Annotated in this window: 13 protein-coding genes; 9 read left to right on the top strand and 4 right to left on the bottom strand. The window is 53.3% G+C overall.

Annotated elements, in window-relative coordinates; all coding sequences use genetic code 11:
- The first annotated feature begins 103 nt into the window (after positions 1–103).
- The 4 genes from NST04_RS11330 to NST04_RS11345 all read left to right on the top strand — a co-directional run bounded on the left by NST04_RS11330 (position 104) and on the right by NST04_RS11345 (position 6,423).
- Positions 104–3,871: an Ig-like domain-containing protein gene (locus NST04_RS11330; protein ID WP_341184312.1), complete on the top strand. Its 3,768-nt coding sequence runs from the start codon at positions 104–106 to the stop codon at positions 3,869–3,871.
- 228 nt (positions 3,872–4,099) lie between these two features.
- The gene (locus tag NST04_RS11335; RefSeq protein WP_341184313.1) at positions 4,100–4,681 is read left to right on the top strand and encodes a TetR/AcrR family transcriptional regulator; all 582 of its coding nucleotides are present in this window, start codon (positions 4,100–4,102) and stop codon (positions 4,679–4,681) included.
- Positions 4,682–4,704: 23 nt separating this feature from the next.
- A complete protein-coding gene (locus NST04_RS11340; RefSeq protein WP_341184314.1) occupies positions 4,705–5,334 on the top strand; it encodes an HXXEE domain-containing protein in 630 nt (209 codons plus the stop codon).
- Positions 5,335–5,604: 270 nt separating this feature from the next.
- Positions 5,605–6,423 carry a class I SAM-dependent methyltransferase gene (locus NST04_RS11345; RefSeq protein ID WP_341184315.1) on the top strand — a complete coding sequence of 273 codons (819 nt, stop codon included), beginning with the start codon at positions 5,605–5,607 and terminating at the stop codon, positions 6,421–6,423.
- Between the two features lie 86 nt (positions 6,424–6,509).
- Here the strand turns inward: NST04_RS11345 and NST04_RS11350 are convergent, their stop codons facing one another.
- The 3 genes from NST04_RS11350 to NST04_RS11360 form a co-directional block, all read right to left on the bottom strand.
- A complete protein-coding gene (locus NST04_RS11350) occupies positions 6,510–7,475 on the bottom strand; it encodes an MBL fold metallo-hydrolase (RefSeq protein ID WP_341184316.1) in 966 nt (321 codons plus the stop codon).
- Between the two features lie 113 nt (positions 7,476–7,588).
- Entirely contained in the window at positions 7,589–8,743 is a 1,155-nt protein-coding gene (locus NST04_RS11355) for a glycoside hydrolase family 88 protein (protein ID WP_445667911.1), read from the bottom strand.
- A 110-nt stretch (positions 8,744–8,853) separates the two neighbouring features.
- Positions 8,854–9,312, bottom strand: a complete 459-nt coding sequence (locus NST04_RS11360; protein WP_341184318.1) for a hypothetical protein — start codon at positions 9,310–9,312, stop codon at positions 8,854–8,856.
- Positions 9,313–9,423: 111 nt separating this feature from the next.
- Between NST04_RS11360 and NST04_RS11365 the strand changes: the two genes are divergently transcribed.
- From NST04_RS11365 to NST04_RS11375, 3 genes are all read left to right on the top strand, one after another.
- Complete coding sequence (locus NST04_RS11365; RefSeq protein ID WP_341184319.1) at positions 9,424–10,359, top strand: LytTR family transcriptional regulator DNA-binding domain-containing protein; 936 nt, start codon at positions 9,424–9,426, stop codon at positions 10,357–10,359.
- A 105-nt stretch (positions 10,360–10,464) separates the two neighbouring features.
- Complete coding sequence (locus NST04_RS11370) at positions 10,465–11,310, top strand: ABC transporter ATP-binding protein (RefSeq protein WP_036690565.1); 846 nt, start codon at positions 10,465–10,467, stop codon at positions 11,308–11,310.
- Positions 11,307–12,017 carry an ABC transporter permease gene (locus tag NST04_RS11375; protein WP_341184320.1) on the top strand — a complete coding sequence of 237 codons (711 nt, stop codon included), beginning with the start codon at positions 11,307–11,309 and terminating at the stop codon, positions 12,015–12,017. The genes NST04_RS11370 and NST04_RS11375 overlap by 4 nt, the downstream gene beginning before the upstream one ends.
- 177 nt (positions 12,018–12,194) lie before the next feature.
- Here the strand turns inward: NST04_RS11375 and fabV are convergent, their stop codons facing one another.
- Positions 12,195–13,385 carry an enoyl-ACP reductase FabV gene (fabV, locus tag NST04_RS11380; protein ID WP_341184321.1) on the bottom strand — a complete coding sequence of 397 codons (1,191 nt, stop codon included), beginning with the start codon at positions 13,383–13,385 and terminating at the stop codon, positions 12,195–12,197.
- 265 nt (positions 13,386–13,650) lie between these two features.
- On the opposite strand from fabV, the gene NST04_RS11385 reads away from it, so the two are divergent.
- Together NST04_RS11385 and NST04_RS11390 are read left to right on the top strand one after the other, a co-directional pair.
- Entirely contained in the window at positions 13,651–14,820 is a 1,170-nt protein-coding gene (locus tag NST04_RS11385) for a serpin family protein (RefSeq protein ID WP_341184322.1), read from the top strand.
- Between the two features lie 88 nt (positions 14,821–14,908).
- Positions 14,909–15,655: a BofC C-terminal domain-containing protein gene (locus NST04_RS11390; protein ID WP_341184323.1), complete on the top strand. Its 747-nt coding sequence runs from the start codon at positions 14,909–14,911 to the stop codon at positions 15,653–15,655.
- Positions 15,656–15,797: the final 142 nt, after the last annotated feature.

Below are 15,797 nucleotides of genomic sequence, written 5' to 3' on the forward strand. Positions count from 1 at the left end.
ACGGCTGAGGAGAACCGGAGAAACCTGCTGCTCATGGGGGGCTTCGCCAGACTGAAGTTGGCGTAAGCCCCTACATCCCACGTTGAAAGGAAGAGGAGCCTTGGTGAAAAAACGTTTGCTTGCGGCACTTGCAGCCAGTCTGTTGTTGATGCCCTCTCTGCCGTTTGAAGCCCCTGCATATGCGGAGGGAGGAACGTCCGGGACGGCCTTTTATGTGGCCAATAATGGAAGCGATTCCAATGCTGGGACGCTAAATGCCCCGTTCCAGACGCTTGAGAAGGCGCGCGATACGATTCGTACGCTGAAGACGGAGGAAGGACTGCCGGATGGCGGAGTCACCGTGTATCTGCGGGAAGGAAGGTATGAGCGGACCTCCAGCTTCGAGCTGCGTGAACAGGACTCCGGTGAGGCCGACAAGCCCATCACGTATACGGCTTATCCGGGAGAGGAGGTCACGCTGTCCGGCTCCCGCCAACTCGCCAAATCAGCCTTCGTTCCGGTTACCGACACGGCCATTCTCAGCCGGATCATCAGCCCGGAGGCGCGAACGAAGGTGCTGGCCGCCGATCTGGGAGCGCTGGGCATTACCGATTACGGCCAGCTCAGCCGCCACGGCTATTATCTGGCGAATGATCTGAGCGAGGTGCCGCCGATGGAGCTGTACGTGGCCGGGCAGGGCATGACACTGGCCCGCTGGCCGAATGAAGGCACGGTCCAGATGGATGAGATTCTTGATCCCGGCCCGACCCGGAAGGACCCGAACGGCGAAGTGCATACGCGCGGCGGAACCTTCACCTACACGTATGACCGTCCCCAGTACTGGACGCAGGCGGACGACATCTGGCTGGACGGGATCTTCGGTTATAGCTGGGAATGGTCGTACAACAAGATTGCTTCCATTGATACGGCCGCCAAAAGCATCACCCTCCGCTACGGAGAGATGAGCGGGATCTTCAAGAACTGGTACCCGGATTTCCACTTCGCGCAGAATCTGCTGGAGGAGATCGACATGCCCGGCGAATATTATATCGACCGCCAGGCCGGCAAGCTCTATTTTCTGCCGAACGCGGAATTTACTGCCGGGAACCCGGATATTGAAGTCACGATGCTGAAGAGTCCGATGATCAACGCCTTGAACGCCTCGTACATCGACTTCTCGGAGCTGGTGCTGGAGAACGGCCGCGATTCCGCAGCGGTGTTCATGGGCGGCAAGCAAATGCGTATTCTGAACAGCGAGATCCGCAATTTCACCAACAGCGGGGTGCTGGTCAATACTCAGAGCCGGTTCTACTACAATAACTTCGAAGGGGCACCGGGAACAGATCACGCCATTGTCAGCACGCATATTCATCATATCGGCGGCACTGCCGTCACGCTGACTGGGGGCAACAAAACGACGCTTGCCCCGGGGAACAACAGGGTGGAGAATTCGCATATTCACGATTTTGCCTACTATCACAAAGCCTATAATCCCGGGGTGCTGCTGTCCGGCGTGGGCAACCGCATGTCGCACAATGAGTTGCATGACGCGCCGCATCCCGGTGTGCTGATCTTCGGCAATGATCATACCGTGGAATATAACGAGATCTATGATGTATGCACGACCTTCTCGGATCTCGGCGCGATCTATATGAACGCGGGGGAACAGCCCCATGAGCGGGGAACGGTAATCCGCCGTAATTACTTCCATAACATCGGGGAGAGCAAAGCGGGTGTAGAGGGCGTATACCCGGACAATTTCACGATGGGTCTGACTATTGACGAGAATATCTTTTACAAGATGGGTAATTCCGCTATTAAAAATAACGGTGGCGCCCATATCCTGACCCGCAACAATATCTTCATTGACAGCAAAATTCCGTATGACTATGCGGATATGTTCCTGGGCGATGAGCCGGATGATCAGGTGCCGCTGAATTACATGCCGAAGTGGCAGGCCTTGTTCGCAGCGAACAATAATTTCACCGGAACGCCTTATCTGACGAAGTATCCCGAGCTGGCGGATTTCTTCACGGAGAACCGTTATTATCCTGATACGAATACGTTCCAGGGCAATGTTATCTATAACCCGTCCGTTCCGCGCAGTGTAACAACCAATGTGTACGGGGCCTATGACAAGTTCGGGCTGGTCCAGTATGCGAATAACTGGGTAACCGCAGGAGATCCCGGGTTCACCGATCTGGCGGGAGGCGATCTGTCGCTGCGGCCGGATGCGGATGTATATGATGTGATTCCCGGCTTCCCGGAGATTCCGTTCGGCGAGATCGGCGTTGCCGGTAAGGCAGGCACGACAGCCGGTGCGGACAGCTATCCCGTGCAGGGCGTGAGTGTCTATGACAGCGAGATTAACGTAGACCGCTGGAAAACGGTGAAGCTGCGCACGGCGGTCCTCCCCTGGAACGCGGACAATCCGGCTTTGGCCTTCACTTCGGCTGATCCGGCTATCGCGGCAGTGGACGGGGCAGGAACCGTAACCGGCCGGACGGTTGGGACCACGGTGATCACGGTAGCTTCAGTGGAGAATCCGCTGCTGACTGCCACGGTTACGGTTCACGTGGAGGCGGGCGACGGCGTGATGGACTTCACGGACTTTGAATCCGGCGCGAACGGCTGGCTGCAGGATGCCAACCGCAGCATCGAGAAGATCGGCACGAACCGCTGGTACAAGATCCTGAACGGGGCCTCCGCCCTTAGCCCCAAATCCTTCTCGGACTATGAGCTGAGCTTCAAGGTGAAGACCCCGGCGGTGATGGGCGATAACGCGACACTGTATATCTTCGACCGCCAGGCCGGAAGCGGCTCCAGCCGGATCGGCTATAGGACCCGGGCGGACGGAAGCTCCGCCTGGCTGCTGTATAATTCAGCCTGGACGGTGCTGAAGGAAGTCAAGCTGCCGGGGCATGACCTGCAGCCGGATACGGAATATACGGTCCGCATGCTGGTGAAGGGCGGCGATATCAGCGTCTATCTGGACGGAGCGTTCCGCCTGAAGGGCACTGACCCGGGGCATAATGCGGAAGGGAAGGTCGGCTTCTATGTCAGCAATGTCAGCCAGATGCACTTCGATGACATTCAGTTCAGGGAGCTGACGACAACGCTGGCCGGGATTATTCCGGCAGAGAATAACGTGCGTCTGGCCGCAGGTGAAGATAAGGCGTTACAGGTAGCCTTCGACCCTGCGGATACGCCGGATACAGGCCTGACCTGGCAGTCGGCTAACCCGGCGGTCGCTACGGTGAACAGTACTGGTGTGGTGCATGCCGTATACGAGGGGCAGACGGTCATCTCGGCTGTGTCAACGGTGAATCCGCTGATTAAAGCGGATATTACAGTCACCGTCTCGAATATTATGCATGAGACCAACTTCGAGAACGGAGGCAACGGCTGGCCGGTGGACCCGAACCGCAGCATCGCCGCCGATCCGGACGGCAACCGCCGCTATAAGCTGCTGAACGGGGCCAGCGGCCTGCTGGACCGCAGCTTCACCGCCTATCAGCTGGAGTTCAAGCTGAAGACGCCCGCCGTGATGCCGGATAACGGCATCCTATACATCTTCGACCGCCAGGACAGCAGCGGCTCTACCCGGATCGGGTACCGGACCCGGGCAGACGGATCTTCCTCCTGGATTCTGTATGATACAGCGTGGCAGAAGCTGACCGAGAGTGTGCTGCCTGGACATGACCTGCAGCCGGATACGGAGTATGCGGTGAAGGTAACGGCGATGGGCGGGGACATCGCTGTATCCGTTGACGGCGCGCCAAGACTCTCCGGCACCGATCCGGGCCACCGCCCGTCCGGCAAGGTCGGCTTCTACACCAGCGGCTTCGCTTACATGCTGTTCGACGATATTGTCTTCTCGGTGATGCCATAATGCGGGATAACGCCTTTCCTTTCTGGGGAGGGCGTTTTTTATGTTGTTTAGGACTAAATACAATGGGCGCTACGTAGGCCAAATGTAATCGGAAAACCGATCACAAATGAAATTCCCGATAAATAAACTTTGCAAAAAGGAAAAATATAGCTATACTGAGTTTAAATACGATTTTAAATGTCATTTAAAATTGTATTTAAACTCAGGGAATATACTTGGAGGTAGCAGATGGAGCCAGACAAAAAGCTGGAAACAAAAGAGAAGATTATGCATGCCACCCTGGAGTTGATTAAACAAGAAGGCTTTGAAAGGATCACTATCAAAAAAATTGCAGAAGCCTCAAACACGAATGTCGCTCTGGTGAACTATTATTTTGGGTCCAAAGAAAACTTGTTTAGCGAATCTACGAAATTGATATTGAACAGCTTTCAGGATACGTTTGCCATACTTGACGACTTCTCTATATCCTCACGGGACAGATTGAGGCGATTTTTACTCGATTATTTGCAGGTGATCCGACAATATCCCGAATTGCTCTCCAGAATCATCTTGATGGGCACTACCATTTTCACCTCCCAGTATGAATATGGATCATTTTTGAATCTGCTGGGGTTTGCTAAGATACAAAATACTTTAAGAGAGATAACCGGTGAACAGCAGCCAGAGCACCTGATGACCATGACGACGCAGATTTTTGGAGCGCTTTTTCTACCGGCCCTTATGAGTCCTATACTTGAAACAGGAGCTTCCGTGAAGATAGCACCTGTAGAGGAGCAGATTGACCTGCTCTTTGCGAGATACTTTCATTAATAAACTCAGATTGAGGTGAGTTAATGAACATTTTAAGAAAGAACTGGCAGGACATCGGACTATTCTTGGGTATTTTAATATGCGTTTATCTCTTATTGAACTGGGGAGAAATACCACGGATAAACAGCATATTATGGTTAAGCTTGGTGGCGATCCTTCTTCACCAGTTTGAGGAATACCGCTGGCCGGGATATTTTCCAGGCATATTCAATAAAGCTTTGTTTAAAAGTGAATCCCCTGACAACTATCCATTAAATAAACAGTCGGCAATGATTATTAATGTGGTTATCGCCTATGTGTTTTACTTGCTTCCTGTATTTTTCCCGTCTGTAGTATGGCTGGGAATGGCACCTGTTTTAATGGGCTTTTTCCAAATCATTTTTCATGGAGTCGTCGTTAATATAAGAGCAAAAAGCATGTATAATCCAGGCTTAGTCTCCGCAATTGTTGTACATTTACCGGTGGGCATCTGGTACATCAACTACGTATATGAGCATCATTTAATAACTCGGTCAGACTGGATTTGGGGTGTAATTTATTTTTGCATAGCTGTTTATCTTTTTATAGTGAAAGGAAATACATGGCTGAAAAACAAAAACTCCATTCACAAATTTTCGCAAAAACAATTAAGGTATTCTCATACTCATAAATAAATAAAGTAGCGGCAGTCAGGAACATTCTTATCGCGTCCTTTGCTGTCGCTGTTTTCATTTCTACCTCAATGTATGCTCTCCCTGTACTTCTCTAGGGGGGTGCTCCAGGAAACAAGGTCGACCCGTCCTGATAGCCTTGTGTGGTTCCCCCAGCGGAGTGTCAGCGGGCTATCCATTTTTCTTTTAATCGTTCTGTGCCTTGCTACCGGTATGAGTGAACCCTTACCATTTTATGTATCACCAAACTTCTGAATCGTGAAAGGAAGGCCGATGTTAACTCAACTATTCTCCCTTGTACGCAATCCTGTGCTTTGGCAGCGCAGTAATGAACCGTTCTGGGATGATGAGCATATCTCCAAAAATATGCTGGAGGCTCATCTGAATCCGGACTGGGAAGCGGCGAGCCGCAGGCACAGAGATATTGATCGTTCAGTGAAGTGGCTTAGCCGTCTGATCCCGCCGGGGAGCCGTATTCTTGACCTTGGCTGTGGACCGGGACTATATACCAAGCGTCTCTCTGAACAGGGGTATAACGTAACGGGACTTGATTTCTCAAGACGTTCCATCGCCTATGCCCAAGAGCAGGATACGCGGAGCCGGTATATCTATCAGAATTATTTGGAGCTGGATTATACCGGAGTGTTCGATAGCATCACCTTGATTTATTGTGATTACGGCGCGCTTACACTAAGTGAGCGAAACACCCTGCTGTCTAAGGTATACCGTGCCTTAAAGCCAGGCGGCCTGTTTATCTTCGATGTGTTCACGCAGAAGACGAATTGGAGTAAGCAGGACAGTACCTCGTGGAGGGTGTATCCATACGGAGGTTTTTGGAATGCTGAACCACATGTATGTCTCGAAGCATCTTATTTCTTTGAGGGGCATACCGTGGAGGCCCGTCAGACTCTGATACTTGCCGATCATGAGCTGCATCATTATTTGATCTGGAATACGGTGTTTACACAGGAGACCCTTGCGGATGAAGTGTTGCCTTGGGGATTCCAACTGGACAGTGTTTACGATGATAGTTGCGGCAGTCCGTATACGGGAGGAGCAGACACGCTATGTTTTGTACTTAGGAAAGGATAGTATGCATAGAAAAAGCAAGAAAAGAAGGGATATGCTCTTCTTTTCTTGCCTCGTCTGGTTATACGATATACGCCGAATGCTCTCGGTTACTCCCCTAAAGCAGTAATCAGGTCATACACCTTATTCAAATTCGTCTTGAAATAGGTTGTGAAGTACCAAGCCCGGTATTCTTCGGGTATTTCGATCTCTTCAATACTCTGCTGATTCTGAGCGGCTTCGGTCACGATGGCGATCATTCTGCTTATGTATCCCTTCACCGCATGAAGCTGTTGCAGGGAGCAGACCTCACCATGCCCCGGTACAATCGTCTCCACGTCCAGCGATTCAACCTGCTCCAGAATATACAGCCATTCCTGAGGATTGGCATTGGCTAGAACAGGGTGGTGGTTCGAGAGTACGAGGTCCCCGATAATGACAATTTTATCTTCTGGTAGGTACACAATAGCATCGCTCTGCGTGTGTCCTCCGCCATATGTAATGAGCTGCGCGCTGCGGTTGCTGCCATGAATGGTCATATGCCGGTCAAAAGTCACGCTCGGTACTGTATGAACCAACTGCGGCAGCATGTTCACGAACTCACGGTCCGTTGCATTCTCCCAAGCCATTTCCTGCTTCAGCTTGCTATCTGTCTCCTGCTCGCCTTGCAATTCCGCTTCCCGGATCGCCTCTAGCATCTTCTCTCTGTTGTTCTGGTACTGGGCTACCCGGTCTCTGGCGAATGTATTCATCGTCTCACGGGTGCCTGATGTTGCAATCAGCTGAGCGTCAGGCACAAATACCTGATTGCCAGTAGTATGATCGCTGTGCCAGTGTGTGTTGATTACATAGGATACAGGGTTCCCTGTGAGATGCTCAGCAGCAGCCTTCAAATCCTGTGCGGCTTCCAGCGTCGCGAATGTGTCCACCACCAAAGTGAGTCCCCCCAGGTCAATAATGGCCGCGTTTGCGAGTGAGCCTGTGCCTGGAACGGCAACCGCTGCAACGGTGCTATCTGCAATATATTGCAGCCGGAAATGCCTGGAGCCTTGAAATGATTCAATCCTGTTCAGCATAGTAATCTCTCCCTTCCAACATGGGAATATACTATACGCTACAAGAGTCCGCTAGACAATATTTTTTTCCATAAAGTAGGATGTGTAATGCTCCACCAATCTGGGATCAAAGGTCAGATCGTTGTATTTTGTGCCGTCCCCCGCTCATACCAATACCCCGGAACACCCCGTTCCAGACGTAGCAGCGCCTCCAGGAAGAAGTAGTCGCCCCAGATCATGAAATCATCCGGGGAGGCGTTGCCTCTGACCGAATAGGAGCCGTGCCGCAGAAATCCCTCTTCTGACGGGTGGCCTGCGGTGAAGTAGCGATTGATCAGCGAGTCCATGGATTTGTTCACGGCGTCACAGAAATAGTCCCGGTCGGGATCATTCTCCGGCAGATGCTCCAGCAGCTCTAAGAGACCGCATACGGTGATGGCGGAAGCGGAGCTGTCGCGCGGGGTGCCTTCCTGCTGCGGGGCATCGAAATCCCAATAGGCCACATGGTCGGCGGGGAGATGCTCCACGAAGTAGCGGGCCATTCTTTTGGAGGCTTCGAGGTAATGAGGCTCCTGGAAGCTGCGGTAGGCGAGAGCGAAGCCGTAGACACCCCAGGCTTGTCCCCTCGTCCAGGTGGAGCCGTCCTGATACCCTTGTGCCGTACCTCCACGAAGGGCATCCCCCGTCTGCTGGTCGAAATAAAAGGTATGGTAAGAAGAGTCGTCGCCCCTCACCAGGAAGCGGCGGCTTGTCTCGGCGTGGATACGGGCAGCCCTGGCATAGACCGGGTCGCCGGTCTGTTCACTGGCCCAACAGAGGAGCGGCAGATTCATCAGGCAGTCGATGATGATCCGTCCGCCGTTGTCTTCATCCCCCTCGGCTCCCCAAGCCTGAAAGAGCTGCGGACCGGGGCGCCAGCGCTTCATTAGCTGGTCCGCTGCCTGCAAGGCGAGCAGGCGCGAGGCTTCATCCTTGTCTGCAATCCAGCGGGCCTTGGCCGACAGTGAGTACAGGAAGCCGATATCGTGGTGATCCAGCGCCTGCCCGTCCAGCATGCGCTGGCGGAAGGAGTCAGTCGCCTGGATGGCGGCGGCATGAATCTCCGGGTCCCGGCTGTATTCATAGCTTAGCCAAAGAATGCCGGGCCAGAAGCCCTCCGTCCAGTTGGTGTGGTCTGTCAGATGATATTTGCCGTCCCCTATACTTACAATCGGAAACCTCTCACCAAATCGCTTCACATTAAGCCGCGTAGTCGTAAGCGTCTGCTCAATCGCCTGCTCCCAGTTCATCATACCCGCCATAACCTCCATAATATCGCTATAGTGTGCTTAACTACATTATAAGCCGATTAAGCTGTAGGTTTGTTGCGCAAAACTATAGTTATATTGCGGATCTGCTATCAACGGAGCTGCCCGTAGACGCTCCAGCTGTTGACTAAATGACCGGCGGCGAACAGACAGGCTGGAACAATGAACAACCAGGATTGGAGCCAAACGCCAAGCAGCAGGAAATAGAGGGCCGGGAAGACGGCCATAGGAACGGGGATGCCCAGCCAGGGCTTGAACAGCGCCGTAAAAGCTCTCCCGCTCCGGAAATAGCGCACCCAGCCGCCGTAGTAAACCAGCAGGCAGAGTGCCATCAGTACAGCGGATACTCCCAGGGTCTGAGCAGAAATCAATCGGCCGAAAAGAATGGGTAGCATGAAGCAGGTAATCTGCCCTGCCCGCTCCAGGAGCGTGAAGACCAGCGGGGCGGAGTTCAAGGAGTCAGGAACACTCCGGGGCGGGAAGAATAGGAATATAAGATTCGGCAGTAATACGAGTAAAGAGATGATAAAACCCAGAGCATGTAGTCCCATCGCAGAAATCCGCCTTCCTCTGTGCAATGATAGTGGCCATACCTGACAAATACATAGCATATCTCTATAATTGCATTATATATCCTAGAGAGCCTGGAGCGGGAGGAAGACATGCAATTTCAACCTATATATGAAGACGGAGAATTAATGATGCCGAAGCTCGAGCTTGATCTGTCAGCGAACCCTTCGGTTGGTATTATCACGGATTTGAGACGCAAGCAACTGTTAATGGAGCAATTGTCCCGGGATTCCGGCAATTATTTGTCATGGGCCGGGCAGAACGAGTATCTGCGGTTGACGGTAGAGGAGCTAATCTCGTTTCTGATCCGGATGTCGGGACGCGAAGAGCGTGCGGCTGTGTTAACTGATTATTTTGCGCTGAAGGAGGAACGTAAGGTCAGATTGATGCAGCTCAGCTCTTCGAAAAGGGTGTATGTGACCCTGCTGCGGGCTTTTTTCGCCCATCAATCCACGCTCGTATTGGAGGAGCCATATTTCTATCTGGAGGAGCAGGACCGCCGCCAGCTGAAGCGGATACTGGATGATCTGTCGCAGCAGAAAAGAATACTCATTCTGACCTCGAATCTGGAGGATGCGCTGATCTCCTGTGATGTCATCTACCGGTTGAGCGGGTCCGGGCTTCATCAGCTGGATATCCGCGATTCGGAAGAGGACAGGCAGGAAGCGCAGAAGCAGGATGAGGCCAACATCACCTTACAGAAGGTCTCGACCAAACGGGAGGATAAGGTGATTTTATTTGACCCGCCCGAGATTGATTTTATTGAAAGTGTAGAAGGCTCTATCCTGGTGCATGTCGGCGGTGAGCATTATGACTGTGCCCTGACCTTGACCCAGCTCGAAGCGCGGCTGCTGAATTTCGGCTTCTTCCGGTGTCATCGGTCTTACATCGTCAATCTGCAAAAGGTGCGGGAGATTATTACCTGGACGAAGAACAGCTACAGTCTGCGGCTGAACACCGGCAAGGAGGCCGTGGTTCCGTTATCCCGCTCCAAGCTGCAGGAACTTAAGGCGCTGCTTAAGCTGTAAAAGGTACCGTTCAGGCCGGAATGGGTACAATTCACCCGGTTTTGGTGGCTGAAAGGCTGGAATCCGGATAACGTTAAGCCATCAACAACTAAAGGATGTGGCGAGATGGCGGTTATTCAGGTAGAGCAGGTCCGCAAGACCTTCGGGGCTAGAGATGCGCTGACAGAGGTGTCCTTCAGTATTCCAAAGGGGGAGATTTTCGGGTTCCTCGGTCCGAGCGGTGCAGGCAAAACCACCTTAATTAAGATTCTGACTGCACAGCTGAAGCCGACTGGCGGAGCGGCCAAAGTCTTCGATCAGCCGGCAGAGGCGATGCAGCAGTCGGCCCAGAAGATGCGTTTTGGTATTCTGACCGATAACAGCGGCCTGTACGAGCGGTTGTCCATAGAGGAGAATCTGGAGCTGTACCGGAAGCTGTACGATCTTCCCCGCTCTGCGGTGGATCAGGTGCTGCAGTTCGTTAATTTGAGCAGTGAGCGCAAGAAGAAAACAAACACGCTGTCCAAAGGCATGCGTCAGCGGGTGATGCTGGCCTGCGCCATTATCCATGAGCCGGAGCTGTTGTTTCTGGATGAGCCGACCTCGGCCCTGGACCCTGTGAATTCAGCGCATATCTATAAAGGCTTACGTTATCTGAACGAGAAGGGTACGACTATCTTCATCACAACGCATGATATGGCGGAGGCGGAGCTGCTCTGTAACCGTGTGGCGATTCTCTATCAGGGACGTATCCAGACCATCGGCTCTCCGCGGGAGCTGAAGCGTCAGCACCGCGAGAATGTGATCCGGGTGGAGCTGACCAGCGGAGAGGCTCATGAGCTTCCGGTGGATGGGGACACGGCGGACCGGATCGCGGATTGGATGAAGCGGGGACTTATTGAACGGGTAGAGACGAAGGAACCGAGCCTGGGTGATATTTTTATCAAAATGACGGGAAGTGAGCTGCTATGAACATCTCCTATAAGCGGGCCAGCGCGATCTTTGTGAAGGATTACAAGGAATTCTCGCGCAATTATGCGCTGTCCATTATGCTGCTGTTTCCGATTCTGTTTGCGCTGCTGTTTAAAAGCGCAGGTACACCCTTGCCGGGAGCCGCCGGACTTCTGTTCAACAGTTCGTTTGTGCTGCTGACCTGCTTCGCTCAAGCCTGCCTGATTGCGGAAGAGAAGGAGCGTAACACGCTGCGGTCCCTTATGATGACTCCGGCTACTACAATGGATGTACTGATGGGAAAAAGCAGTCTGGTCTTTGTCATGTCAGCGGTGGTACTTACCGTTTCTACACTATTGTATGGCTATGAACCAGTAAGTATAGGGGCATTTGTAGCCGCGATTGTTCTTTCCATTGTTCTCTACACGGCAGCCGGGACGATCTGCGGTCTCTATTCCAAAACCTTACTTGATGCTTCCTTATCCATCATCCCGGTAGCCTTCATCTTCATGGGCGCACCGTGGGGGGCTGTATTGGCGAAGAATTATCCAGTATTAGGATTGCTGGACTACATGCCAAGCAGCCAATTAATACATTTGCTGAACCTGAGCCCTGCCGGTTATTCGGCGGCAGAGGTGTGGCCGCCTCTGCTGATTATTGCAGCGTGGACAGCCGTGCTGACGCTTGTGTCTGTGGTGCTGTACCAGAAGCGGCTCCGGGACGAATAGAATGGCGGTGCTGTGCGGATTGTGGCGCAGGCCGCGTCATAGGCCGGATAGAACGCCAAGAAAGCCGCTCCGGGGAGGAGCGGCTTCTTGGTGTATGGGAATTGTGCAGGCGCGCAGGTAATCTTAGACAATCGCATGGTGATTTTGTTCCACTTGCGGCCAGCAAGCATCAGGCTTTTACACCATATTAGGAATCTCTACGGCAGGGTCTGTCTCAGCTTCATAGTCTACACCCTCGGTACGGAAGCCGAACAGATGGAAGAAGTCGTCCTGATAGCCTGCCAGATCCGCCAGCTCCGGCACATTAGCGGTCTCCAGCTCATTCCAGCGTCTCATGACCTCGATCTGTACATCCTCGCGCATCTCCCAGTCGTCAATGCGGATCAGGTGGCTGCCGTCCGCAGCGGCTTCACCGCCGTTATACAGATGGTCTGCGAACAGACGGTACATCTGCTGGATGCAGTTCTCGTGCAGATCCTTCTCCTTCATAACTCTGTACAGGGCGGAGATATACAGCGGCACTACCGGGATAGCCGAGCTGGACTGGGTAACCAGTGCTTTATTCACGGATACGAAGGCCCGGCCTCCGGTGGCGGAGAGCTGCTCGTTCAAGGCAATGGCGGTCTGCTCCAGATGGTTCTTCGCCTGGCCGATGGTTCCGTCCTTGTAGATAGGATGCGTAATCTTGGGTCCGATATAAGAGTACGCTACGGTAGTTGCTCCGTCTGCAAGCACACCGGCCTCCTGCATCTGGCTGATCCACATGCCCCAGTCTTCTCCGCCCATCACGGCGATGGTCTGGCGGACTTCATCCTCTGTAGCCGGTTCAATGGTAACGGTGGAGACCTCTCCGGTGTGGAAGTTCATCGTCTTATTCGAATAGGCTTGGCCTACCGGCTTAATCACCGAGGAGAACACTTCTCCGGTTACAGGATGGGTGCGGCGCGGGGAGGCTACGCTGTACACGACCAGATCAACGGTGCCGAATTCGGCTTTGATCAGCTCGATTGTTGTGGTCTTGATGGCGTCAGAGAAGGCATCGCCGACGATGCTGAAGGATTTCAGCCCCTGCTTGGCCGCTTCCCGTTCAAAGGCAACAGAATTGTACCAGCCTGCGGAGGCGGTGCGGGTGCCTTCAGCAGCCTTGTCGAAGAAGACGCCGATGGTGTTCGCGCCCGCGCCAAAGGCAGCGGCAATCCGCGAAGCCAGTCCATAGCCTGTGGAAGCGCCGATGACCAGCACGTTCACCGGGCCGGTAAGCTTCTTTTGCGACCGTACATAATCGATCTGTTCCTGTATTTGTCCGGCACATCCCTCCGGGTGAGCTGTTGTACAGATAAAGCCGCGTGTTTTTGGCTGAATAATCATCAAGGATATCCCCTTTGTTTTAGTTTTTAACTTTTTTCGTTAATATAGAGTATAGCAAATGATGGCATAGAAAGATAAGCCTTCAATATAATGAATAGCAATTTTGTATGCCTGCCGGTAAGAATTTGCAACATTTCCCAATCCGCAGCGTCAGTGGGTAGAGAGGCTACGGAGAATTCAGGGAGGGCTTGGCATGCGCAAAAGATTATCCGCACTTATACTAACCGTGCTGCTCTTGGGCGGCTGTAGCGAAGGAGGTTCGGACATGAATTACGCGGAAAGACAGGCTGCCGCAGCAGCGGTCGATTCGGGGCTGGCTGAGAGCAGCAACCAATTGGGCGTGAAGCTGTTCAGCCAATTATGGAAGCAGGGGAGCGGGAACCTGACGATATCCCCTTACAGTGTCGCTGCCGCTCTGGCCCTGGCTTATAACGGCAGTGCCGGCGAGACGGCAGAGGAACTGGGGAAGCTGCTGGGCTACGTGCCGGACGAAAGAAAGAAGCTGAATACCGGCCATCAGTCATTAATGAAGCTCTTGATTCATGGAGGACCGGGCGTAGAGGTGGAGATAGCGAATTCAGTCTGGGGTATGAAGGGGCTGCCGCTGCGCAAGGACTACCTGGGGACCGGTAAGGATTTCTATGATGCACAGATTAAGACTACGGATCTGGCTGCAGAGAAGTCTGTGAAGGAGATTAACGGATGGGTGGCAGACCATACGGGGGACAAGATTCAGGAGATGCTCACGAAGCCGCCCGGACCGCAGGCTGTGGCCGTTTTGGTCAACGCGCTGTATTTCAAAGCCGTCTGGAAGGATGTGTTCGAGGAAGAGGCTACGAAGCAGGCGGACTTTTATCCAACGGACGGACCGGCAGTGCAGGTGATGATGATGAAGCGGAGCGGTATGTTCGGGTATGCAGCTCATGAGGATTGGCAGGCGGTGAAGCTTCCTTACGGAGAGGGACAGATGGAGATGGTAGTGGTCCTCCCAGGTGAGCAATCTTCGCTCGCGGAGCTTGTTAGTCATCTGGAGCAGGGGGCTCTGCTACGGAATGAGGATTTCTCCAGTTCCCGGGGGACGCTGCTGCTGCCAAGGTTCACGGCCAGCTATGGGACAGAGCTCTCCAAGGCGCTGCAGGCGCTGGGCGCTATGCTTGCCTTTGATCCAGAACGGGGGGATTTCTCCCTTATGGCGGATCTGGACAGCCCGATTTATGTGGAACAGGTCATCCACAAAACCTATATTGATGTGAACGAGCGGGGAACGGAGGCGGCGGCTTCCACTGTAGTTGGTTTGCGTGCCGGATCAGCACCGCCTGTAGACGCGCCCTTCGAAATGAATGTCAACCGGCCGTTCCTGTTCATGATCCGGGACAGGCAGACCGGAGTGGTGCTGTTCCTGGGGGCGATTGAGAATCCGCAGAGTGCGGGTTGAATTCAAGCTGGGATGAATTTCAAGCATTAACGCATAAATGATCCCTTCACAGGTCACAATAGGAAAAAACCAGAATGAAGGGATTAACGTGAATGCTTTTCACCTGAAAAAACAACTGTGGCGGCGGTGGAGACGCTGGAAAAAAGCTCCCTGGGTAGGGGCGGCCTGCCTGGTGCTGACGCTGCTCGCCTGGCGCGGCATGCAGGTTCCGGAAGAGATCAGCACGCTGCTTAATTCTTCGTCATTCCTGAGCGGCAGCGCAGGGCAGAACCTGGAGCCCGGAAGCAGCTTACCGGCTGTAGCCGCCGTATATATCCATACAGACGATGATACCGAAGATGATGCCGCCATGATGAACAGTCAAGAGCTGCTGAAGGCTGTGGGCAAGGAAGCCATCAGCAGAACGGTGCATCTCAAGACCCTCTATGTAGCCGGAGAAGAAGTGCAGACCCTGCCCGGCAAGCAGACTCCGGCCCAGCTTAACGAGCTGATTGTCCGGCATGCGGGCTGGAGCGGCTGGATTAGCCGGGAGGGGGACCTGTGGCTGGAGCAGCGGGTTAATGACCTGTCGCCGCTGACCAAGAAAGAAGCCTACTTCGGAGTGGACGAGCAGGGCAACCTGACCTTGTTCCAAGGACCGCCCGAGGCGGAGCGGGTCATGAAGACTTTTTTCCAGATGGATATGGGCTCGATCAAATCCTCTCTGCCCAAGGGAATCTGGGAGCAGCTTCATCAGGGCATCCGGGTACAGGATCTGGAGGAGTACAACAGCGTGCTCTCTACCTTCAGCGACTATGCGAGGGACTCCTCGGAACAGGTGATGCATGCAGAGTGAGGGAGACTATAGAATTTGCAGCAGTAGCATGAAGACTCGCGGCGCGAAGTGGCCTGCGGGTCTTTTTGTGCGTGGAATGAAAGGGATAAATCCTAGAGAGGTAGCGCCAAGTGCGGCTAAAGGAGCGTAGTGAAGAGCACAA

This window comes from Paenibacillus sp. FSL H7-0756 (assembly GCF_038006765.1).
In the GTDB taxonomy this organism is placed as follows: Bacteria; Bacillota; Bacilli; order Paenibacillales; family Paenibacillaceae; genus Paenibacillus_AQ.

Coding starts and splice junctions, on each gene's coding strand:
- NST04_RS11335 (WP_341184313.1), top strand. CDS start 4,100: ATGGAGCCAGACAAAAAGCTGGAAACAAAAGAGAAGATTATGCATGCC.
- NST04_RS11340 (WP_341184314.1), top strand. CDS start 4,705: ATGAACATTTTAAGAAAGAACTGGCAGGACATCGGACTATTCTTGGGT.
- NST04_RS11345 (WP_341184315.1), top strand. CDS start 5,605: ATGTTAACTCAACTATTCTCCCTTGTACGCAATCCTGTGCTTTGGCAG.
- NST04_RS11350 (WP_341184316.1), bottom strand. CDS start 7,475: ATGCTGAACAGGATTGAATCATTTCAAGGCTCCAGGCATTTCCGGCTG.
- NST04_RS11355 (WP_445667911.1), bottom strand. CDS start 8,743: ATGAACTGGGAGCAGGCGATTGAGCAGACGCTTACGACTACGCGGCTT.
- NST04_RS11360 (WP_341184318.1), bottom strand. CDS start 9,312: ATGGGACTACATGCTCTGGGTTTTATCATCTCTTTACTCGTATTACTG.
- NST04_RS11365 (WP_341184319.1), top strand. CDS start 9,424: ATGCAATTTCAACCTATATATGAAGACGGAGAATTAATGATGCCGAAG.
- NST04_RS11370 (WP_036690565.1), top strand. CDS start 10,465: ATGGCGGTTATTCAGGTAGAGCAGGTCCGCAAGACCTTCGGGGCTAGA.
- NST04_RS11375 (WP_341184320.1), top strand. CDS start 11,307: ATGAACATCTCCTATAAGCGGGCCAGCGCGATCTTTGTGAAGGATTAC.
- fabV (WP_341184321.1), bottom strand. CDS start 13,385: ATGATTATTCAGCCAAAAACACGCGGCTTTATCTGTACAACAGCTCAC.
- NST04_RS11385 (WP_341184322.1), top strand. CDS start 13,651: ATGAATTACGCGGAAAGACAGGCTGCCGCAGCAGCGGTCGATTCGGGG.